The organism is Cronobacter sp. HA18003 (genome assembly GCF_011605905.1).
GTDB classification, from domain to species: Bacteria; Pseudomonadota; Gammaproteobacteria; order Enterobacterales; family Enterobacteriaceae; genus Cronobacter; species Cronobacter sakazakii.
The window spans coordinates 1,258,903-1,277,503 of record NZ_JAANQO010000011.1 but is presented as its reverse complement, the minus strand read 5'-3'; the positions used below and the strand labels follow the sequence as shown (position 1 = coordinate 1,277,503).

At 54.4% G+C, this 18,601-nt stretch carries 23 protein-coding genes; 10 read left to right on the top strand and 13 right to left on the bottom strand.

Annotated elements, in window-relative coordinates; genetic code table 11:
- Positions 1 to 45 precede the first annotated feature (45 nt).
- Complete coding sequence (locus G6041_RS07110) at positions 46 to 984, top strand: alpha/beta hydrolase (protein WP_012125047.1); 939 nt, start codon at positions 46 to 48, stop codon at positions 982 to 984.
- A 163-nt stretch (positions 985 to 1,147) separates the two neighbouring features.
- On the opposite strand, the gene G6041_RS07105 is transcribed toward G6041_RS07110, so the two are convergent.
- The 4 genes from G6041_RS07105 to G6041_RS07090 form a co-directional block, all read right to left on the bottom strand.
- Positions 1,148 to 1,750, bottom strand: a complete 603-nt coding sequence (locus G6041_RS07105) for a hypothetical protein (protein ID WP_041460531.1) — start codon at positions 1,748 to 1,750, stop codon at positions 1,148 to 1,150.
- A 317-nt stretch (positions 1,751 to 2,067) separates the two neighbouring features.
- Positions 2,068 to 2,871 (bottom strand): phosphotransferase, encoded by an 804-nt coding sequence (locus tag G6041_RS07100; RefSeq protein WP_012125044.1) that lies wholly within the window; start codon positions 2,869 to 2,871, stop codon positions 2,068 to 2,070.
- A gap of 204 nt (positions 2,872 to 3,075) precedes the next feature.
- Positions 3,076 to 4,614 carry a methyl-accepting chemotaxis protein gene (locus G6041_RS07095; RefSeq protein ID WP_007849347.1) on the bottom strand — a complete coding sequence of 513 codons (1,539 nt, stop codon included), beginning with the start codon at positions 4,612 to 4,614 and terminating at the stop codon, positions 3,076 to 3,078.
- 389 nt (positions 4,615 to 5,003) lie between these two features.
- A complete protein-coding gene (locus G6041_RS07090; protein WP_004385768.1) occupies positions 5,004 to 5,177 on the bottom strand; it encodes a YnfU family zinc-binding protein in 174 nt (57 codons plus the stop codon).
- 177 nt (positions 5,178 to 5,354) lie between these two features.
- Here G6041_RS07090 and G6041_RS07085 point away from each other — a divergent pair, with 177 nt between their 5' ends.
- Entirely contained in the window at positions 5,355 to 5,816 is a 462-nt protein-coding gene (locus tag G6041_RS07085) for a hypothetical protein (RefSeq protein WP_041460529.1), read from the top strand.
- A 65-nt stretch (positions 5,817 to 5,881) separates the two neighbouring features.
- Here G6041_RS07085 and G6041_RS07080 read toward each other — a convergent pair whose 3' ends face one another.
- The gene (locus tag G6041_RS07080) at positions 5,882 to 6,535 is read right to left on the bottom strand and encodes an epoxyqueuosine reductase QueH (protein WP_032968777.1); all 654 of its coding nucleotides are present in this window, start codon (positions 6,533 to 6,535) and stop codon (positions 5,882 to 5,884) included.
- Between the two features lie 533 nt (positions 6,536 to 7,068).
- Between G6041_RS07080 and cspE the strand changes: the two genes are divergently transcribed.
- Both cspE and ymcF read left to right on the top strand, forming a co-directional pair.
- A complete protein-coding gene (gene cspE, locus G6041_RS07075; RefSeq protein WP_004385765.1) occupies positions 7,069 to 7,281 on the top strand; it encodes a transcription antiterminator/RNA stability regulator CspE in 213 nt (70 codons plus the stop codon).
- Entirely contained in the window at positions 7,265 to 7,489 is a 225-nt protein-coding gene (gene ymcF / locus G6041_RS07070; RefSeq protein WP_004385764.1) for a cold shock small protein YmcF, read from the top strand. Before cspE ends, ymcF begins: the two co-directional genes overlap by 17 nt.
- 116 nt (positions 7,490 to 7,605) lie before the next feature.
- Here the strand turns inward: ymcF and G6041_RS07065 are convergent, their stop codons facing one another.
- Positions 7,606 to 7,842 (bottom strand): hypothetical protein, encoded by a 237-nt coding sequence (locus G6041_RS07065; RefSeq protein WP_004385763.1) that lies wholly within the window; start codon positions 7,840 to 7,842, stop codon positions 7,606 to 7,608.
- Positions 7,843 to 7,989: 147 nt separating this feature from the next.
- Here G6041_RS07065 and G6041_RS07060 point away from each other — a divergent pair, with 147 nt between their 5' ends.
- The 3 genes from G6041_RS07060 (at position 7,990) to G6041_RS07050 (ending at position 9,653) form a co-directional block, all read left to right on the top strand.
- Positions 7,990 to 8,160 carry a hypothetical protein gene (locus tag G6041_RS07060; protein ID WP_004385762.1) on the top strand — a complete coding sequence of 57 codons (171 nt, stop codon included), beginning with the start codon at positions 7,990 to 7,992 and terminating at the stop codon, positions 8,158 to 8,160.
- 226 nt (positions 8,161 to 8,386) lie between these two features.
- Positions 8,387 to 9,355, top strand: a complete 969-nt coding sequence (locus tag G6041_RS07055) for a chemotaxis protein (protein WP_004385761.1) — start codon at positions 8,387 to 8,389, stop codon at positions 9,353 to 9,355.
- A 124-nt stretch (positions 9,356 to 9,479) separates the two neighbouring features.
- Complete coding sequence (locus G6041_RS07050) at positions 9,480 to 9,653, top strand: hypothetical protein (RefSeq protein ID WP_007670864.1); 174 nt, start codon at positions 9,480 to 9,482, stop codon at positions 9,651 to 9,653.
- A 40-nt stretch (positions 9,654 to 9,693) separates the two neighbouring features.
- Here the strand turns inward: G6041_RS07050 and G6041_RS07045 are convergent, their stop codons facing one another.
- Entirely contained in the window at positions 9,694 to 10,890 is a 1,197-nt protein-coding gene (locus G6041_RS07045) for a DUF4303 domain-containing protein (RefSeq protein ID WP_012125039.1), read from the bottom strand.
- A 120-nt stretch (positions 10,891 to 11,010) separates the two neighbouring features.
- On the bottom strand, positions 11,011 to 11,952 hold the full coding sequence (locus tag G6041_RS07040) for a VirK/YbjX family protein (RefSeq protein ID WP_012125038.1): 942 nt from the start codon (positions 11,950 to 11,952) through the stop codon (positions 11,011 to 11,013).
- A gap of 436 nt (positions 11,953 to 12,388) precedes the next feature.
- Between G6041_RS07040 and G6041_RS07035 the strand changes: the two genes are divergently transcribed.
- On the top strand, positions 12,389 to 12,694 hold the full coding sequence (locus G6041_RS07035) for a hypothetical protein (protein ID WP_004386637.1): 306 nt from the start codon (positions 12,389 to 12,391) through the stop codon (positions 12,692 to 12,694).
- Here G6041_RS07035 and G6041_RS07030 read toward each other — a convergent pair.
- Positions 12,691 to 13,047, bottom strand: coding sequence for a DUF488 domain-containing protein (locus G6041_RS07030; protein ID WP_012125035.1), 357 nt, complete (start codon positions 13,045 to 13,047; stop codon positions 12,691 to 12,693). The two genes, G6041_RS07035 and G6041_RS07030, sit on opposite strands and share 4 nt — an antisense overlap.
- 203 nt (positions 13,048 to 13,250) lie before the next feature.
- Here G6041_RS07030 and G6041_RS07025 point away from each other — a divergent pair, with 203 nt between their 5' ends.
- Positions 13,251 to 13,958 (top strand): CTP synthase C-terminal region-related (seleno)protein, encoded by a 708-nt coding sequence (locus tag G6041_RS07025; RefSeq protein WP_041460528.1) that lies wholly within the window; start codon positions 13,251 to 13,253, stop codon positions 13,956 to 13,958.
- 1 nt (position 13,959) lies between these two features.
- Here the strand turns inward: G6041_RS07025 and G6041_RS07020 are convergent, their stop codons facing one another.
- The 3 genes from G6041_RS07020 to G6041_RS07010 form a co-directional block, all read right to left on the bottom strand.
- Positions 13,960 to 15,144: a CynX/NimT family MFS transporter gene (locus G6041_RS07020; protein WP_004386634.1), complete on the bottom strand. Its 1,185-nt coding sequence runs from the start codon at positions 15,142 to 15,144 to the stop codon at positions 13,960 to 13,962.
- A gap of 72 nt (positions 15,145 to 15,216) precedes the next feature.
- Complete coding sequence (locus tag G6041_RS07015; RefSeq protein ID WP_004386633.1) at positions 15,217 to 15,663, bottom strand: DUF441 domain-containing protein; 447 nt, start codon at positions 15,661 to 15,663, stop codon at positions 15,217 to 15,219.
- 187 nt (positions 15,664 to 15,850) lie between these two features.
- Positions 15,851 to 16,375, bottom strand: a complete 525-nt coding sequence (locus G6041_RS07010) for a YbaK/prolyl-tRNA synthetase associated domain-containing protein (RefSeq protein ID WP_084999306.1) — start codon at positions 16,373 to 16,375, stop codon at positions 15,851 to 15,853.
- A gap of 436 nt (positions 16,376 to 16,811) precedes the next feature.
- On the opposite strand from G6041_RS07010, the gene G6041_RS07005 reads away from it, so the two are divergent.
- Positions 16,812 to 16,985 (top strand): general stress protein, encoded by a 174-nt coding sequence (locus G6041_RS07005; RefSeq protein WP_004386632.1) that lies wholly within the window; start codon positions 16,812 to 16,814, stop codon positions 16,983 to 16,985.
- Between the two features lie 50 nt (positions 16,986 to 17,035).
- On the opposite strand, the gene G6041_RS07000 is transcribed toward G6041_RS07005, so the two are convergent.
- A complete protein-coding gene (locus tag G6041_RS07000; RefSeq protein WP_080515375.1) occupies positions 17,036 to 18,556 on the bottom strand; it encodes an EAL domain-containing protein in 1,521 nt (506 codons plus the stop codon).
- Positions 18,557 to 18,601 lie beyond the last annotated feature (45 nt).

Here is an 18,601-nt window from a genome sequence, read left to right as displayed (position 1 = left end):
TAAATACAATCCCATTGTAGAAATTAAACAACAGAGGTTTCAATCATGCTCCCGAACAATGCCCAGGAGATCCTGGATAAATGGATCGATGTCGCCGGTCCCGTGGTAGAGAAACTGTATGGCCAGTCAGAAGCGGGCTGGCCTGAGGTGCGCGCTCACTATATGCAGGGACTTGAAAAAATCTTTCCTGCTATTGAAGGGGTGTCTTACCGCACCGTTACGTTAGGCAACATACCGGCGATGCTCAGTGAGCCGCAGAAACAGACAGAGAACCGCGTGGTGCTTTACCTTCACGGCGGCGGTTATGTCCATGGCGGCGTTACCGCATACCGCGGGCTTACGGGCCGCATCGCTGCGGCGCTGCACGCGCGGGTTTATACGCCGGACTACCGCCAGGCGCCTGAATTTCCCTTCCCGACGCCCATTGACGATGCCTTTCGCGCGTATTGCGCCTTGCTTGATAGCGGCATCCCGCCTGAAAACCTCGTACTGGTGGGCGATTCAGCAGGGGGCGCGATGGTGGTGACGATAATGCGCAAGGCGCGTGACGCGGGGCTTCCGCTGCCAGCGGGCGGGGTGGCCATCTCACCCTGGGCCGATCTTACCCATCGCGGTTTATCTGCGATGACACGTGACGGGATCGATCCGCTCTGTCGCGTCGATTTTCTTAATGCACTGGCACGATGTTTTCTCGCCGGCGAGCTGCCCACTCATCCTGATGCTTCCCCCGTTTACGCAAATGTTCACGGGCTTGCGCCGATCCTCATCCAGATCGGAGAGAACGAGGTCATGCTGAGTGGTGCCTTAACGCTTGCTTCAAATCTGGGGGAGGCGCGTGTACGCACCACGCTCGAAGTCTGGCCCGGGATGTTTCATGTCTGGCATCTTCTGGCGGGTAACCTGCCGCAAGCCGATCGGGCGCTGCGAAATGCGCTTTGTTTTCTTGAGGATGCTTTTATTAATGCGAAGGACGCGGCGAAATAAGATTAATAATACGGGTATGTCAAAAGTGCGCTGGGTATGCGTCGCCAGGCCGTACGAGCCTTAAAAACCGTGGCGTAAGGCCAGACAAAGCGGAGCGATCGCCGGAAAGAGAAAAGGGCTAAAGCGTCAGCCCTTTGTGTTCATGGTTACGCGTTAAGCGGTTTCAGAACCCAGGCGTGCGGGTCTGTTTGCTCTCCATAAACGTGATGCGCGCCTGGCTCCAGGAAGGGTCGGAGAGTTCGAGCGAGGTATTCGACAGTTCCAGCGTGGCCTGATTCCTGTCATTGCTACAGGCATCGCTCGCCATTTTCCCTGGATTCTTACACCACACCATGGGCGTGGTGTAAGTGCCGTTAGACTGAGGCCCATATTTTTCCAGAGCTGCCTTTTCCATGGCCGTTTTATTATCCGTTGACCACGGCAGTTTATAGGTAATCATGGATACCGCGAGAGGGTGCGCCGGATCTACCGGTACGCGACCTTCAAAATGTACTGAAAGCTCCACGCCATCTTTTTCATAGCCGACATACTGTGGCTGCTTATTACCGGTTACGGCATTCATCATCGGAAATTTATCAACGTTCAGCGCGGATGCCGGGACATGGAAATGATCCGTCATCGCTTTCACGGCCTGGTCGTAATCCATCCCCGTTTTGACACCGGCGACATCAAAAGTGGTCACATCCACGGCGCGAAGAGTGTCAGCCTGCGCAAGCGGGGCGGCCAGCATCGAAAAGACAATAAGGGATGAGCAGCGTTTTAGCATGGCGAACTCCTGTTCTTTATAAGAATCCCTGCGTATTTACTGATGCAGGGATAACGGCGGAATGACGAACCTTACGCGAATTATTAATAAGATGAAAATATTCCAGGCGCGGAACGCCCCCCTTAATTTGGGGGCAGCGATATTACAACTGGAGGCGCCTGATGATGAATTTTACAAGACCGCGCGCCCGGTAATGAAAGATCCAGCAGCAGGGCGTCGGCAACTTTTAGCCCGCTCCACTGATTAACCTGCATTTTTATTTTATTCGCGATGACGGCCTTTGAGCCCTGGTATGACTATTTATAACAGCGTATTTTTTACAGCAGCCTGACCGACTGATTCAGCCAGTCTGGCAGATTTTCCCGGTACCAGTTGAGATATAAGGGGAGCGACGCTTTTTGTCGCTCATGGAGCAGTATGACCACCTCGGTAACAATCCAGGCTTTAGCGATGGCGATTTCGCGCGCGAGTTCACTCACCGGGTAATGAGATGAGAAGCGGCAGTAACGCCCGGCCATCTGCACAAATGCCTGCGCCGTGCCCATGCCTTTTATCAGGGGTGCGAGGTCAATCGCCGGGCTTCCACGCCCGAATCTTTCCCAGTCGAACAGCACCGATTCACCATTTTCTCTTCTGCCCCAGTTGCCCGCATTGCTGTCGCCAGAAATCAGGCCGGGTTTATCAAACAGCATAGCGCTGTGGCGGTGAAAAGTGCGTAACTGCATGGCGGCTTGCACAGGAAGTGCCAGGAGGCTGAGCGCGTTTTCAAGCGCAGCATATGACCAGCCATGAGGGTGATAATGCCAGCCGGGATGAGCCGGATAACCGTGCAGGCGCGCCAGTATCGCAAGAATACGGTCGTCTGCCACGTCGTCCTGGTCAATGGCGTGCGGTATATACTCAAGCGTCAGCTTGCGCCGCTCAGCATCGGCAGCGAACAACGTTGGGGTCAGGATACCGGCATCAGTAAGTTCATGTGCCACATCCTGATAGAAAGCGTATTCAACGGCTCCCACCGGGCATTTTTCAATTACCGCGCGGCCTGTTTTATCCGCCGTGAGCGTCACGCGGGCACCGCCCATTTGGGAGAGATCGGCAGACATGCGTTTTTCCTGAAGCATATGCCCGTAAATAATCTCTTTTTTAACATGAAAATAGTGCCAGTGGGATGAGACGCGTCTTATGCAGTCCTGAAAGCGAGCGCGGCGCGGCGTAGTGAATAAAGCGCCGGGCGCATCCTGTCGCCCGGCGCTTTATTCAGGGACACATGAATGAGACTGCCTGATGGCGTCGTGTTCCCTGAGACCTAAACCCGTTATTTTCTGTCAGCTAACTTTAAAGATATCGACGGTTTGCTTGAGCAGGTGAGACTGCTCTTTCAGCGACATTGCGGCGGAAGAGGCTTCTTCCACGAGCGCCGCGTTCTGCTGCGTGACCGCGTCCATTTGGTTGACCGCAAGGTTAATTTGTTCAATGCCGCGGCTCTGTTCGCCGGTGGACAACGCCAGCTCGGACATAAGCACCGACACCTGATTAACAGAATTGATGATTGCCTTCATGCTTTCGCCCGCGCGGCTGACTTTCTCGCTGCCGGAGGTAATATGCGTGCCGGACTGTTCAATCAGCTCTTTAATCTCTTTGGCGGCGGCGGAAGAACGCTGCGCCAGATTGCGCACCTCGCTTGCCACTACCGCGAATCCGCGGCCCTGTTCGCCCGCGCGTGCCGCTTCAACGGCGGCGTTGAGCGCCAGAATATTGGTCTGGAAGGCGATGCCTTCGATGATGCCGGTAATGGAGTCGATACGTCTGGCGCTCGATTCAAGCTCCATCATGGATTCCACGGCTTCTTCCATAATCTGATTGCCCTCCTGCGCCGATTCACGCATTGAACCCGCCAGCAGGTCTGCATTATGCGTATTGTCAGACGTATGCTTCACGGTGGAGGTCAACTGCTCCATGCTGGCCGCGGTCTCGCCAAGAGACGCCGCCTGCTCTTCAGTGCGGGCGGAGAGATCGATATTCCCGGCGGCGATTTCATCAGCGGCATGCGCCACGCTGTCGCTGGAATCGCGGACCTGAATAATAATATTGCGCAAGGACTGGCGCATTTGTTCAAGCGCGGTAAGCATCCTGCCAATTTCATCACCGGAATGCGAAATAATCGGATTCTGTAAATCACCCTCAGCGATTTTCTTGCACTGGGCGTGCGCGATATCCAGTGGTTTAAGGATCCGACGCTGGATAAGAATAAATACCGCAAGCAGAATCAGAATAAAAATAATCGTAAACCCACCCAGCAACGTAAGGCTGTATTTAAATTGTTCCTGCGCATCCAGATTAAGGTTATGCGCATAATCTTCCCGGAAAGAGAGGAGTTTCAGCAATTCATTTTCGAACTGATAATCCAGCGCCGGTACGGTAAAGCTTGCTAGCTGGTTAAAGCGCTCTACGTCATTATTGGTTGCGGCCTCGATCATGGGGCGTAAACCGTTGTCGAGATAATTCTGCCAGGTCTGTCGATAGGGCGCTAAAATTTCCTCTTCTCCCGGCGTACGAGGCGAAGCCATATAGGAATCAAAAGTTTCCACCGCGTGCTGTAGGAATTCATTCGCGCCCTCCAGTGAGGTTTCCGCCTGTGAGGTTTTGCCTAATGACTGATTAATCATTGCTTCCATCAGGCGCACGCGAACGGTCCGGCTGTGGTTAATCGGGTCTACCACGGAAAGCACGACGCGGATTTCTTTATTCACATCATCCAGCGCCTGATTACTGCGTGTTAACGACCACAGGTTAGAGGCGGAACTGGCGAGAAAAATAACGATTAACGCGCCAAGGGTTATAAATGAAAACAACCTTACTGTCATTGCCATCCTTTTTATATTCACTTTCATACTCAACAATATTTCTCCATCACGCGATATAAACGGTTCATGGCGTTTATCGGCGGCAGAGGATCGGCTTTTAGACAGGATTAAAGTAAATAAACGCAAAGAAATGCAGATGGGCGTGTAGTGATGTTAATAAAACAGGTGGCATAAATGTAATAATATTAAAAGCGTAATGCTCATTTTAAAAAGATGTGTTCTGATTTACTTTTCGTTAATTTTATTTTATTGGAATGTGACGCGATGTTTATGGCGCGGGAGTAGTGAATTAAATAAGGCAGCGAAGCATTAGCATGCTAATAAAATAGCGGTAATTGATTAAAAGCACCAGGAATACCGGCGCTTTTAACCGGATAGTCAAACAGGTTTTAGAGTGGATGCGCTGGAGTCTGCGCGAAGACAAATAAATGATTGCAGGCGGGGCAGATGAGCGTTTTTTGCTTGTTGACGCGGGCGGCGCTGTGTTCAGATTTTTCATTGCATTTCGGGCAGGTGACACGGCTTAAGTAACTGTCTTGCGATTTTCTTTTATGAATAGCCATAAGTATCTTCTTTGAATTGTGGAGGGGGCACCTTACACACATTGAGTCGCAATAGCCCGATTTTTATTTTTTTAATTCACGGCTGCGCTTTTTTTATACCGCGCGATCACGATTCTGGTAGTTTCAGGCTGCGTGCCGGTGCGGTAACCTGTTTACCAATAATGAGAGGAATCAGGGATGCGACACCGCTACTTCACATACTGGCGAAATACCTTACGCTGGGGTTATCGTTTAAGCATAAAACAGCTGCTGGCATTTATGGGGTACAGCGTTATCGCTTACAGTTTTTTGCTGGGGTTCTGGCTGGCGCTGTTTCAGGTCGTCGCATTTACGCCGCTGATGGAATACCTCACGGCGGATAGGGTGATAAATTCCTCGATCTGGGTTACACGTGTCGCACAGGCGCTGGTGGGAATTCCTGTCATGCTGCACGCGGTAAAAACCGTCATCTGGCTTTTTACGACTGCGCCGCACGGTCAATGCGACGACACCCGTTATTACACCGATACCTCGCATCACCCGGGGACGAACCACGATTCATCTAATTCGACATCCATACAGTCGCACGTTTCGCATCATGACAGCTGCAGTTCGGACAGCGACTCAGGGGGCGACTGCGACAGTAGCAGCAGTGATTAAATAAAAATCAGGTCTGAGACCTGGCTTTTTCGTAATGAGGTCATTCTTAACGATGCCCGTTACCGTTATGACTCATCGCCATAATAGAGCGTGCCGATTTTAATTAATGGGCGGCCCTGTGCTTTACGGTGCAGGTTGGAGTCGCGCAGCGAATAAACACAGCCGCAATATTCCTGCTGATAAAAGCGCTCGCGCTTGCTGATTTCAATCATGCGCGCCGAGCCGCCCTGTTTACGCCAGTTATAGTCCCAGTACACCATGCCTTCATACGGGGCCGCGGCGCGGTGACCACAGTCGTTAATCTGTTGCATATTTTTCCAGCGCGAAATACCAAGCGAACTGCTGATCACCTTAAAGCCGTTTTCATGCGCATAAAGCGCGGTGCGTTCAAAGCGCATATCGAAGCACATGGTGCAGCGCACGCCGCGCTCCGGCTCCCACTCCATCCCTTTAGCGCGCTCGAACCAGTTATCGGTGTCGTAATCGGCGTCCACAAAAGGAATGCCGTGCTGCTCAGCAAAGCGGATATTTTCCTCTTTGCGCAGCAGGTATTCCTTCTGGGGATGAATATTGGGGTTATAGAAAAAGATGGTGTAATCGATACCGGAAGCCTGCAACGCCTCCATGACCTCGCCCGAGCAGGGCGCGCAGCAGGAGTGGAGCAGCAGTTTCTCTTCCTGATTAGGCAGCGTAAGCGTGGGCCTGACAAACGCGTTCATTATTACCTCGTTCAGTGTTGTCATCAGATAAACCTTAACAATATTTCACGCATGACGCACGTCGACGTGGGGTTTTAACGGCAATCGAGAGTCACGAAAGAGTCGAATGGGGCTTGAAATAATGGCGTGGCGCTGTCAGAGAAATAGCGTCACGCTTTATCAAAGGTTACAAAATATATTGTCTAAAATAATCGTGGCCGCTTTTTTAACGAACCGGAGAATTTATTTTCCGTCGGAGTGGCAATAAATGAGTAAATCGACTAGCGGCACAATGCAAGGTGGGTGTAAATATATAGTTTTGTAAAAGGCACATTACTGCTTGCTTAAAAGAGTGGGGCATGCGTTAATGAACTCCTCGGTTTGATACGCAGAACCCGTTGTGCAGTGGTTGGTACGAGTCCTCCACTTCAGTAGTACTCATCTCCAGACGTTATCCTTCGATATCTCTTCTTTTGAGTTCCCTCTTAAGCACTGAATATTTCTGTCATTCAAACCATTTTCGCCGCAAGGCTCAAGTATAAAGGTATTAAAATATGGCTAACAGAATGAATGGTTCAGTGAAATGGTTTAACGCGGATAAAGGCTTTGGTTTTATCGCACCGGCAGACGGCAGCAAAGACGTGTTCGTCCATTTCTCCGCTATCCAGAGCGATAATTTTCGCACACTGACCGAAGGTCAGCAGGTTGAATTCTCGGTTGAAAACGGCGCGAAAGGCCCGTCAGCCGTGAATGTGGTGGCGCTCTAAAGACAACATGATTGCAGCAGGTTTGCATTTCAGATGCCCTGCGTGTCATGGCTCGCAGTATCGTACTTCCCGTTTCGACGTGACCGATAAAAATCCGCACGGCGCAAAATGTATATTCTGCAAATCCGCCATGCTGGTGGGTTTTGCAGCGGCTGAACGTTACGACAGCTACGCGATGATGCATTCCGAAACGAATACGCATCGCTAAAAATACGCCTCATTCAGTAAAAAAAGCCCGCTTGCGGGCTTTTTCTTTTTTATTTCCATTCAGCGTCGGAAATAAATACGTCGCACTTTCGCGCTGCGATAATGCTTCTTTATGAATTAATGTTTGCGGGCCAGCAGTTGCTCCACTACAGCGCGTGCGGCCGTAATTTTCTGCGCCCGTTCCGGATCGCTGTTAACGCCAGCCTCAAGGCCTGCAAAGTGGTGGCGCGCATTATCGACCACGCGTTCTTTCAGCACAGCAGGCACTTCTTCCAGCAATGACTGGAACAGAATTTCATACGCCAGGATGCGCGTCTGGAGTTTTTCAATAATTTCGTCAATCGATCCCGTCATTTTTACCTCTTCTGGTGAGTGCGTCGGCGCTACGTTTCACTTTAGCCGCTTGACCGGGCGTTGGCGAGCGGGATGTGAGAAAAGCGTCGGCACCCGCAAGCCAGGCTACACTTTTCCTTTATCCTGAGGATATGAGGAAAAAGCGCCATGCCTGACAATCGCCATCCCGACAGACCGCTTGCAGATGATAATGAGCATCACGGCTTACCCGAAGATGCGCCGAATACGATAAATCCGTGGGAAGAGGACGACCTGCCGGAAAAAGAGGAGCCACACGGGCGCGAATCGCTGCGCGACGCGTGGCATAAGGCACCCTGAATCCTCGCGCCTGTCAGCCGCCTGCGGGCGGCTTCGTTTTTTGCGCTCGCTCGCCTTTTTGTTACTCACCGAAATTTGTTCTTATCTTCCCCCTCTACTTTTTGCAAAACCTGCCGATAACGATTTAAACCAAATTCAGGCGCAAGGAGTGCCTGAAACCAGGCACCAGCGCGTTATCCCTTTCGCCGCATGAGCCACCACCCACAAGCGTACCTTTGAGGTCAATATGGATAACTTCCAGAAAGATATCGATGAGAGGGCGAATCTCGCTTTATCGAACAAATTCGAACTGCTTCTCTTCCGGCTGGGATCTGCGAATGAAGAGGAGAAACCTGAGCTGTACGGTATTAACGTTTTCAAACTGCGCGAAATCGTGCCGATGCCGACGATTACCAAAGCCGCAGGCATGCAGGCGCCGCTGCTTGGTATGGCAAACATCCGCGGCCAGATAATCCCGGTAGTGGATCTGCCGGCGGTGACAGGCTGCAAACCGACCACTGGCCTGAACCTGCTGCTGGTGACCGAATATGCGCGCAGCACCCAGGCGTTCGCCGTGGAATCGGTTGAAAACATTATCCGCCTCGACTGGAGCCAGGTGCATACGGCGGAATCGGGCGTCAGCTCACGCAACATCACCAGCATCGCGCGCCTCGACAGCGATAATCAAAGTAATGAACTGGCGCTGGTGCTGGATGTTGAACAGATTCTGTATGACATCATTCCGTCTGTACGTGACGGTCAGCCGAACACAGTGATGCAGGAGCGCAGCTTCAAACTGAAACCGGGCGCGGTGGCTATTGTGGCGGAAGACTCCAAAGTGGCGCGCTCTATGCTTGAGCACGGGCTTAAGAGCATGGGCATTCCGGCGCTCATGCATACCACAGGCCTCGAAGCCTGGGAAAAAATTAAGCTCATGGCAAAAGAGGCGCAGGCGGAAGGGCAGTCGATCACCGATAAAATCGCGATGGTGCTGACTGACCTTGAAATGCCTGAAATGGACGGCTTTACCCTGACGCGTAACATCAAAATGGACGCGACGCTGAAAAAAATTCCGGTCGTTATCCATTCGTCGCTCTCCGGCAGCGCTAACGAAGATCATGTGCGAAAAGTGGGTGCGGATGGCTACGTGGCGAAGTTCGAAATCAACGAACTCTCCGCGGCGATTCAGCGCGTACTCGATAAAGTGGCGAGCTGACGGCCAGGCTCCGGCCGGCCCGGAGCCCGCGCTTTTCAGACAGACGGTAAGCGTACCGCGCCTGCGAAGGCTTTCTGGTCAGCTACACTTAATGTGTTAACTCTGATGGATACAGGAGGTCATCATGTTTTTTGGTTTCGGATACTTCGGTGAATCGCAAAAAGAGCAGGCTTTTCGCTTACAGGCAGAAGAGCAGGGTGGCGGTACGCCGGGCCCGGAAGGGGAAGTGACGCGCAAGCGTGACGACAGCGATGACGACGAGAAAGGGCCGTATCGCTCAGAAGACGACGCAAAATAAAAAAACCGCCAGCAGGCGGTTTTTTTATGGGCGCAAGGCGTCAGCGAAGCTTATCTTCAGCTTCTTCCAGTACCGCCTGCGCATGGGCGCGGATCAGCGCAACGTGTGAGGCCAGCCCGGCACGGGCGGCTGGAATTTCGGCTGATGTGATGCGGCAATATCCACGCCCCGGCTGAAGCTCATGCGCCACGGCAGCCTCAAGCTGCGGATGCGCTTCCAGCGCCGCTTCGAGCGGGCGATAGTCGAGCGGCAGAAACCGTCCGCAGTCGCGAAAACTGCGATACGGTGCCGTAAGTCCGGTAGCGGCAATATCCGGTGCCAGCTCCGGAACCCGCGCGACGATAGAATCCATCCTGCCAAGTCGCGCCAGCGCGCAGGCCGCCCAGCAACGGTCGCTGTTGTCCGCGTTCTCATCATCCAGCAGACCGCAGAGCGCGGTAACGGCCTCCTTCGTGGCGTCGTTAATTTCCGCGATAAGTTTGCAGGCATTCCAGCGCTCGCCTGGCGCGTCACCGCGCACTACCGCCGAAAGCGGCGCCACGGCAGGTTGTCCGATAGCTTTCAGCAGTTCGTCATACCCTCCATACAGCGTGCCCCGGACGACACCGAGCGCCAGTGGTACCAGCTCGCGAAGCTGCTCTTCGGGGGGCAGGGCGGTCAGGCGGCGGCGTTCTTTTTCATCGGCGTCATACTGCGGAAAATGGCGCAGCAACTGCGCGCGGGTGAGACTCAGCGGGACAAGCTCACCGGCGTCGTCTTCGGCGATAATAATAAAATTCTTATCCACCACGCCTTCACGGATGAGCTGCTGACGCGCCTTTTTGGCGGCCTTAGGGAAGCGGCGCAAAAAATGGTCGTAAGTTTTCTCCCACACGGAAAAGGTACCGTTGCGCGCAGCGAAATCTCCGCACTCCTGCGCCAGCCTTTCAGCGTGCTCATCGGGTTCGATGTTGTAAGGCAGATCTGCCGAAGACCAGCGCAGGCTCTCGGTTAGCGATGCTGACGATGAAGTATTGCCCTGCGCCTGATATTCTGCCACGCGCCGCGCGAGACTTTCCTCCGTCCCCACCGCGATGCAGGGCCAGTACAGGACGGCCCCGTCGCCATAAAAAGCATGGAAGGTGGCGCCGTACAGACGCTCCTGCGGGTGTTGTTGATGCACGTCGCGAACCGCAGCGACCATCATCGTGACGGCAGCCTCTTCCAGGGCCTGCCAGTCGAAAGCCTGTTGTGCCATGCGTTTTCCTTGTGAGCGATGCAAAACCTGATGCAGTCTACCAGGACGACGGCGGGTGGGTAAGCTGCGCAAACCTGGGTGGAGCGCCAAAAAAAAGGCGGCCAGAAGGCCGCCTGAGCATTACTGCGCGTTCAGCTCGCGCCACTGCGTTGCCAGCGAATCCAGCAGCTCGTAGCGTTTACGGTACTCAGAACGTTTCTTGCTGGCGACATCTTCCAGCGGTTTGCGCGCGGCCGTAAGCGGCAGCGTGAAATAGCGCGCGCCACGACGCTCGCCACCCACGGATTCCCAGAACTCGTCGTAGCTTGCAAAAAAGTGACGCCCTTTACTGAAGCGATAACGCAGGCCGCGGAACACATGGCCGTTGTTGCTCACCGCCTCGAAATGGGTCATGTCATGCTGCTGAATCATCAGCCACAGGACTTCCATCAGCAGACGCTTAGGGAAAACGCCGTAACAGGCTTTTGTCGCATCGCGAATAGCTTCATGTGGCACGTTTCTGCGCGGCCCCTGAAGACCGCCGATGGCGATGCCGTAGCCGGTGGCGTCGCGCACCACACTGAACGTCAGGCTGGCGAGCAGCACGTCATCACAGTGCAGCCACAGCGTGCTTTCGCCTTCGCGCTCGGCTTTATGGGCCGATGACGCGCTAATGACGACCGTTTTCTCTTTCGCCGCAAGCGTAAACAGCGGCTGCGGGCTGGTGGCGCAGAGCGCGTCGGCAAGGCGCGCTGCCGCACGTTCGCGGATAAAATCGTAGTGATGAATGATGGCGCTCGCCCGCTCGCCCGCGCTTAACCCCAGACGCAGATAGTGACGATGAATTTTGCCCGGCAGCGTTTTCTGCACGCTCAGCAGTTGTTCAAAGCGTGGATTTTTCGCCATGGCATCCATAAAGCGCAGCGTGGCGGGCAGATAAAGACAGCTTCGCAGCGCGAATTTAAGACGATAGCTTTTTTTCTGCCATAAGCCGCCAGGCATCAGTGTGCCTGTCGTGAGGGCTTTAATAAGATCCAGGCCGCTACTGGGGGTAGGCTCAGCGTGAGAAATGATGACTGACATGAGAAAAACCTGAAAGAACGCGAATCGCCACAGTATATCGATCCGGGATCACGGCTTTTTAAACGACAGCTCAATGTCTTTTAATCAGGCAAATTTCAGGTGATGTGTATAGAAAAAAACACCCCGCAGATGAGAAGGAGAGCATGAAGGGCTGTCGTTATGCGCCTTACAGGCAGGGCAATTGCCTGTATCGCGTTTTCATTGAGCCGCAAGCCGCTCCTGCAACGGGGTAAGGTGAGGCAAAAGAGTGCCGTGTGGTCAGTCATCACAGCGATAACGGCAAGCTTAGCGAAAACGCGGGGCGAGAGGATGAAGAAAAAATGGAGATTTCGCGCGGAAACGCGCGGTTTTTTGATTCAGAAATCTTTACATCACAACATAAGAATGTTCTGATCTACGCGTTTCATTTATTGCTTATTGCGAACGCGGAAAGACCATGCAACAACTCAAGCCAGGCGCTCTCGCCATTATCATCGGCGCCCGTACCGCTGCCGGTCGGGAAAATATCGGTAAATCTGTAGAACTCTTCAGCCTCTGCCAGCCGGGTGAGCGCTTTATCAATCCGGTAACCGGTTTTATGACGGAACTGCCCAAAAGTTGCGCCCGCCCGCTGTGGCTGGTGACGGGCGATGTCGTGGCCGCCGACGGCCAGGCTGGCTTTGCCTTTGTCCGTGCCGAACACCTGATGCCGCTTGACGGCCAGCTGTTGCCGCTTGAAGAAACGGCGCTGCTTCTCGATTAAGCGTTGTCTGCAAGCTCCCTGAGCCACGCCGCCAGGATCTGCGCGTGGTTCTGGTTCCTGTCTTTCGCGCCAAACAAGAGTGTGAGCGTTCCTTTGCGTGAAATCGCCGCCAGACGCTCGCCTTCTTGCTGCTGTGCTGCCAGCTCTTCACGGTAGCGCTCGCTAAAGTGGGCAAAATCGATGACCTCGCCATGCAGCGCCTTACGCAGCGCCGTTGAAGGGGCCAGCGTTTTATTCCATTCGTCTAACGGCAAATCCGCTTTTTTAATGCCGCGTGGCCAGAGCCTGTCCACCAGCACCCGGTAGCCGTCCAGCGCGTCCGGCTCGTCGTAAACGCGTTTCAGCGTAATCATCTTTGCCTCCTGGCTTGTCGTTCTCTGTGATCGAATTATCTGCCGCGTAAAGGCGCGAGGCAAACCACAGCGCGCGATTGCCCGAGACGCCTCGCAAAATGGCGTTATCACTGCTGATTTTGGGTGTTGTTAGCCAGCGCGCAGATCGGTATGCTGATGCTCCTTATGTTGTATGTGATTCATTCAGGCATAAGGAAAACCCTATGGAAACCTCACCGCTCACTTCCACCCTGCGTATTGCGCTGGTCGGCGACTACAACAGCGCGACAGTCGCGCATCAGGCGATCCCGCTCGCGATTGACGACGCCGCCGCCGTGCTGGAACTCACCGCCGATTACGACTGGCTCCCGACCAAAGATATTAAAAGCCCGGAAGATCTGGTGGGCTATGACGCTATCTGGGTTGTGCCTGGCAGCCCGTATGAAAACGAAGACGGCGCATTTATCGCCATTCGGTATGCGCGTGAAAATGCGATTCCGTTTCTTGGCACCTGCGGCGGTTTTCAGCATGCGGTCATTGAGTATGCCCGTAACGTTCTGGGCTGGAGCGACGCGAACCACGGCGAAACCGCACAGGGCGGCAGACTGGTCATTGCACCGCTGAGTTGTTCGCTGGTGGAGCAGACCGGGGAGGTTGAACTGCGCCCGCATACGCTTATCGCACGCGCCTACGGGCGTGAGGAAATTGCAGAGTCCTATCACTGCAATTTTGGCGTGGCGCCGGAGTTTGTCGAGGCGATCAGTAAGGAAGCGCTGAAAATCACCGGCTGGGATAATGAAGGCGACGTGCGCGCCGTCGAGCTGACGACGCATCCGTTTTTTGTGGCGACGCTGTTCCAGCACGAGCGCGGCGCGCTTGCCGGGTGTCCGGTGCCGCTGGTACGCGAATTTTTACGCGCCGCCCGGCGCTGAGTTACGGCGCGCCGATTTCCCGTGCGCGCCCCGCAAAACCGCCCGCAATCGCCATCACGACGGCAAGGGCGGCGCAGACCATTAACGGCAGGCTCCAGCTATGCAGCAGATCGTGGAGTCTGCCGATAGCTGGCGGCCCGCATGCCGCCAGCAGATACCCCACCGACTGCGCCATCCCGGAGAGCGCCGCCGCCTGATGCGCTGAGCTTGCGCGCAGGCCGATAAACGTCAGGCCAAGGATCATAGTTGCACCTGATCCAAAACCGAAAATCACCACCCACCAGGCGGCAAGATGCGGGAAGAACCACAGCCCGACGGGGCTTACGGCGCAAAGCAGGGCGGTCAGAATGGCGATACCGCGCTGATCGCGAAGCCGTGCGAGCAGCAGCGGCACCGCAATGCCCGGTATGGCGGTGGCAAGTTGCATGAGCCCATGCAGTGAACCGGCCTGCGCTTCGCTAAACCCTGTGCTTATCAGAATCGACGGCAGCCAGCCGATAACGATGTAATAGATAAGCGAGTTAACGCCCAGAAAGAGCGTCACCTGCCAGGCGAGCGCCGAGCGCCAGATACTACGGCTGTGCATCGCCGCGTTGCTGCCAACGGCATCGTGGCGGCGCGCACGCAGCTGCGGCAGCCAGAGGAGCAGGGCGAGCAGCGGAAAGACAATCAGCGCCAGCAGTGCGCCGCGCCAGCCGCCGCTAAGGGCTGCGACCGGCACCACCAGCGCTGAGCCAGCGGCGGCCGCAAGGCCCATCGTCAGCGAGTACGCGCCGGTCAGTTTCGCCACCTTGCCAGGAAAATCCCGCTTGATCATGCCGGGCAACAGTACGTTGCCGATGGCTATCCCACAGCCGATAAGCGCGGTGCCGGCGAAGAGCGCCGCCGCACTGCCGGAGGAGCGCAGAAGAATGCCCGCACTGATAAGCAGCAGCGCGCCGCAAAGGCTGCGCTCCATCCCGAAGCGCCGCGCGCTGCCGGCGGCCAGCGGTGACACCAGCGCGAAAGCCAACAGCGGCAACGTGGTCAGAAGGCCGGTAGCGGCGGTGGAGAGCGAGAAATCGACGCGAATAGCGTCCAGCAGCGGCGCTGCCCCGGTAAAGGTTACACGAAGGGTGGTCGCGATGGTAAGCAGCCCCGCCAGCAGCAGCCAGCCGCCGCGACGCCCGGAAGTCAGGTTTGTCATTCGTTCCTCATCTACACGCAACCGCCATGGCGCTGCGTGAGTACAGCAGGTAAAAGAGTGGTGGATGCAATTCTACTGGCGGCCAATCAGCAAGGAAACCAGCCCTGCGGCGATAAGCGGCCCAACCGGCACGCCGCGAAAAAGCGCCACGCCAAGAACGGTGCCGACCAGCAGCCCGGCGACAATCGACGGCTGGCTGCCCATGAGAGCAACGCCCTTACCGCCAAGCCACGAGACGAAAACGCCCACAGCGATAGCTACCAGCGATTTCCAGTTTAAAAAGGCGTGGAACAGGGTGGAGGTGGGCAGAGTGCCGCTGGCGATGGGCGCCATCACGCTGATAGTCAGAATAATAATCCCGACGGTGACACCCTGTTTTTCCACCCACGGAAACCAGGCGCTGAGCGGCGTCATGCGGATAACAATCAGCACCAGCACGGAGACCGTTACGGCCATGTTGTGGCTGACAAATCCAAGACCGGCAAGCGCCAGCAGGATAAGCAGCGTGATATCAAACATTCTTAGCTCCTTGCCAGAAAAGAAAACGCGCCGCCCGTCGTCATTGTTTTGTCATCAAAAGGGGCTATCACTGAGAGCAGCATCCCCCGATGTTAACGCGAGATTCCCGGAGAAACGATGAACGATCTACTCTCGCCCGACGCGCTCTGGATAACCACGTTTTTTTTCGCCACCGCCGCCACGCTGGTTATTGCGGTGCGCTATCTGGAGCGGCGCTGGTAGACGGCGCGCGATGAAAGGCCACCAGTGCGGGTTTGGCGAGCCGCAGATAATCGGCGGTGTCCATGATAATCGATTTCTCAAGCAGGCCAGCATTAAAGGCGATTTCGTCGTGGCGCTCAAATAACAGCGGATCGGCCACCAGTTTAAGCTCCGGGTGAAAACTGAATGGGGGGATCGCGCCAAAAACGCAGCGGGTGAGTGCATCCACTTCCGCCGGGCTTGCCAGCGACGCCTTCGTACCGCCCAGGTGCTGCGCGAGCAGGGCAAGATCCGCCTGGAGATCGGCACCGAGTACGGCGAGCACAACCTGTTTTATCCCGTTGCCTTTAATTTTGCATACCAGCGCTTTCGCGCCCTGACTTAAATGCGTACCGCGAATTTCCGATACCGCTTCGCATTTGCCCATCGACTCATGTTCCATCACCCGAAACCGCGCCTGGCCGTGCGTCAGTAAATCCACGAGTTGTTGGTGAATATCCATCCCTTTCATTTTGTCGCCTCGTTAACCGGATAAGGTTTTCCACCTTACTGGCGGTTCGCTTATTTTGCAACGCCTGCACAATTTCAAAAAATAAAAGCAAATAAAATAAACAAGCTACGATGATTCTGCCCGGAAAATAAAGGTTGTCGTTTGGCTTACTTTACGAAGCTGTATTACAGTCATAAGAGTGTCTTATGAAAACGACGGCAGTCATTATTCAGAGAATATTATCTGCGTAGTGATGCGTCGTAATAAGCGCAGCGCCGAAACAGGGCGAGACGATTCGCAATCGGGGCTTTGTCGGAAATATCGGCACGAAGCGACGTTTGCGAAAAAATGCACGGAAGCGCGCTCTTGCTGGCAAGTGTAAGGATACTTTCGGCAGATGATCTCTTTTTCAGTATTGACGTTTTCTGGTAACACTAAACCAATCCCGGAGGTTGTTATGGCAGAACATCGTGGTGGTTCCGGCAATTTCGCCGAAAATCGTGAAAAAGCATCAGAAGCAGGTAAAAAAGGCGGACAGCAGAGCGGCGGGAATTTTAAAAATGACCCGGAACGCGCGTCTGAAGCAGGCAAAAAAGGCGGCCAGAACAGCCACAGCGGTGGTCGTAAATAATCTGACTTGTTGATTTTATCTGTTATCACAGCAGCCTCAGGGCTGCTGTTTTATTTTGCCTGCATCGTCAGTAATAAGCGCAACGCCTGGTTGTCGATGGGGCGCGAGAACCACCAGCCCTGGCCGTAGCAGCCTGGGAAATTATCCTGCAAATAATCCACCTGCAGTCGCTGTTCAAGCCCTTCAAATACCACCTGCTGCGGCATCGCTTTCAGCATTTCAATTAAATTAACCAGCAGCGTTTTATTAAGCGTTGGCGTGCCTATCGCATCGGTAATGCTTTTATCGACCTTGACTTCATCAATCGGCAGGCGTGAAAGCCATGAAATGGTCGAATAGCCGGTGCCGAAATCATCCAGCGCGATTAAAAACCCGTGTTGTTTAAATAACGAAATGGCCGCTTCCATATGTGCAAGCGTTGCGTTTTCCCGCTCCGTTATTTCCAGCATAATGCGATTCGACGCAAGGCCGGTGTTATGCGTCAGTTGGGTGAGAAAATTAAGATAATGACGGGAGAAGAGATCGTTGAGGCTAATATTGATGCTGAGCGTCAGGTCATAAGGTTCCAGCAATTCCACCGTTTCTGCGATGGCTTGCGTCGTCACAAATTCGGTGACTTTGCTCATCATCCCTTCTTTTTCCGCAAGCGGGATAAACACATCCGGCGACACGGCATCGCCATTACTGTCATGCCAGCGCAGCAGCGCCTCCATGCCTTTCATCCGGCCGGTTTCAATTTCGTAGATGGGCTGATAGGCCACACGCAGGTCGCCGTTTTTTAACGCGTTTTCCAGGCGCACCGTAAGTGACGCCTGCTTTTTGCGATAAAGCGCCAGGCATGTGCAGAGTAATAATCCGAGCGCCAGGCCGAGCGCGATAAGCAATACGAGGGTATACCAGCGCGCCTGGAGCAGGCCATAAGGGTGCGTACCGGCAATGACACAAATATCGTATTGCGCATTGCAGCGTTCTTTGGTGATGAAATACCAGGCATAATGTGAGGAAGTATCAGTTGCCGATAATAAGGCCTGGGTGGGGCCGAGCGTAAACCAGCGGCGGTCGCGCTGTGAGTTGGTAATCATCGCGCTGTAGTGCGTCGTTTTTGCGTCATTTTCAAAGCGGGTAAACACGAAAGGAGAAAATATTACCAGCAGATCGTTGCGCCACCAGGCGCTGACGTTAATGGTGTCTGTCAGGGGCAAATTTAATAACCAGCGGGCACCGTCACGGCTGACGATATTTTGCGTTGCGGTGAGCGGCTGTGGAACAGGAAGATGTCCCCAGAGCGCGGAACAGATAATCCCACGCGCGCCGGTGCGGCCCACATCTTTGATCATCTGGTATTCCCACAACATCGTGCGCAATGAATTAAGATCGGCCTCGCTGCAGGGGGAATAATGCGCCATTTTCATCTCGCGCGCGGCAAGTGAGTTTGCCTGCTGTAATAGCGTGACGCTGCGTTCAAGCACTGCCTGAGTATAGTTTTCTATTCGGTATGCTTCTGTTCGCCAGTATATTATTTGCGCAACGGCCAGGACGGACAACAGGCTGGCGATGATTATCCCCACCATCCCGGACGTTTTATTCAAGCCCAATGAGACCCTGTTAAACATGAT

Excerpts from the sequence above, each read along its gene's own strand:
- G6041_RS07085 (WP_041460529.1), top strand. The coding sequence starts at position 5,355 with ATGCGACACCGCTACTTCACATACTGGCGAAATACCTTACGCTGGGGT.
- G6041_RS07040 (WP_012125038.1), bottom strand. The coding sequence starts at position 11,952 with ATGTCAGTCATCATTTCTCACGCTGAGCCTACCCCCAGTAGCGGCCTG.
- G6041_RS07045 (WP_012125039.1), bottom strand. The coding sequence starts at position 10,890 with ATGGCACAACAGGCTTTCGACTGGCAGGCCCTGGAAGAGGCTGCCGTC.
- G6041_RS07030 (WP_012125035.1), bottom strand. The coding sequence starts at position 13,047 with ATGATTACGCTGAAACGCGTTTACGACGAGCCGGACGCGCTGGACGGC.
- G6041_RS07065 (WP_004385763.1), bottom strand. The coding sequence starts at position 7,842 with ATGACGGGATCGATTGACGAAATTATTGAAAAACTCCAGACGCGCATC.
- G6041_RS07055 (WP_004385761.1), top strand. The coding sequence starts at position 8,387 with ATGGATAACTTCCAGAAAGATATCGATGAGAGGGCGAATCTCGCTTTA.
- ymcF (WP_004385764.1), top strand. The coding sequence starts at position 7,265 with ATGTGGTGGCGCTCTAAAGACAACATGATTGCAGCAGGTTTGCATTTC.
- G6041_RS07035 (WP_004386637.1), top strand. The coding sequence starts at position 12,389 with ATGCAACAACTCAAGCCAGGCGCTCTCGCCATTATCATCGGCGCCCGT.
- G6041_RS07025 (WP_041460528.1), top strand. The coding sequence starts at position 13,251 with ATGGAAACCTCACCGCTCACTTCCACCCTGCGTATTGCGCTGGTCGGC.
- G6041_RS07100 (WP_012125044.1), bottom strand. The coding sequence starts at position 2,871 with ATGCTTCAGGAAAAACGCATGTCTGCCGATCTCTCCCAAATGGGCGGT.
- G6041_RS07095 (WP_007849347.1), bottom strand. The coding sequence starts at position 4,614 with ATGACAGTAAGGTTGTTTTCATTTATAACCCTTGGCGCGTTAATCGTT.
- G6041_RS07105 (WP_041460531.1), bottom strand. The coding sequence starts at position 1,750 with ATGCTAAAACGCTGCTCATCCCTTATTGTCTTTTCGATGCTGGCCGCC.
- G6041_RS07005 (WP_004386632.1), top strand. The coding sequence starts at position 16,812 with ATGGCAGAACATCGTGGTGGTTCCGGCAATTTCGCCGAAAATCGTGAA.
- G6041_RS07080 (WP_032968777.1), bottom strand. The coding sequence starts at position 6,535 with ATGAACGCGTTTGTCAGGCCCACGCTTACGCTGCCTAATCAGGAAGAG.
- G6041_RS07000 (WP_080515375.1), bottom strand. The coding sequence starts at position 18,556 with ATGGTGGGGATAATCATCGCCAGCCTGTTGTCCGTCCTGGCCGTTGCG.
- G6041_RS07060 (WP_004385762.1), top strand. The coding sequence starts at position 7,990 with ATGCCTGACAATCGCCATCCCGACAGACCGCTTGCAGATGATAATGAG.
- G6041_RS07010 (WP_084999306.1), bottom strand. The coding sequence starts at position 16,375 with ATGAAAGGGATGGATATTCACCAACAACTCGTGGATTTACTGACGCAC.
- cspE (WP_004385765.1), top strand. The coding sequence starts at position 7,069 with ATGGCTAACAGAATGAATGGTTCAGTGAAATGGTTTAACGCGGATAAA.
- G6041_RS07050 (WP_007670864.1), top strand. The coding sequence starts at position 9,480 with ATGTTTTTTGGTTTCGGATACTTCGGTGAATCGCAAAAAGAGCAGGCT.
- G6041_RS07090 (WP_004385768.1), bottom strand. The coding sequence starts at position 5,177 with ATGGCTATTCATAAAAGAAAATCGCAAGACAGTTACTTAAGCCGTGTC.
- G6041_RS07015 (WP_004386633.1), bottom strand. The coding sequence starts at position 15,663 with ATGTTTGATATCACGCTGCTTATCCTGCTGGCGCTTGCCGGTCTTGGA.
- G6041_RS07110 (WP_012125047.1), top strand. The coding sequence starts at position 46 with ATGCTCCCGAACAATGCCCAGGAGATCCTGGATAAATGGATCGATGTC.
- G6041_RS07020 (WP_004386634.1), bottom strand. The coding sequence starts at position 15,144 with ATGACAAACCTGACTTCCGGGCGTCGCGGCGGCTGGCTGCTGCTGGCG.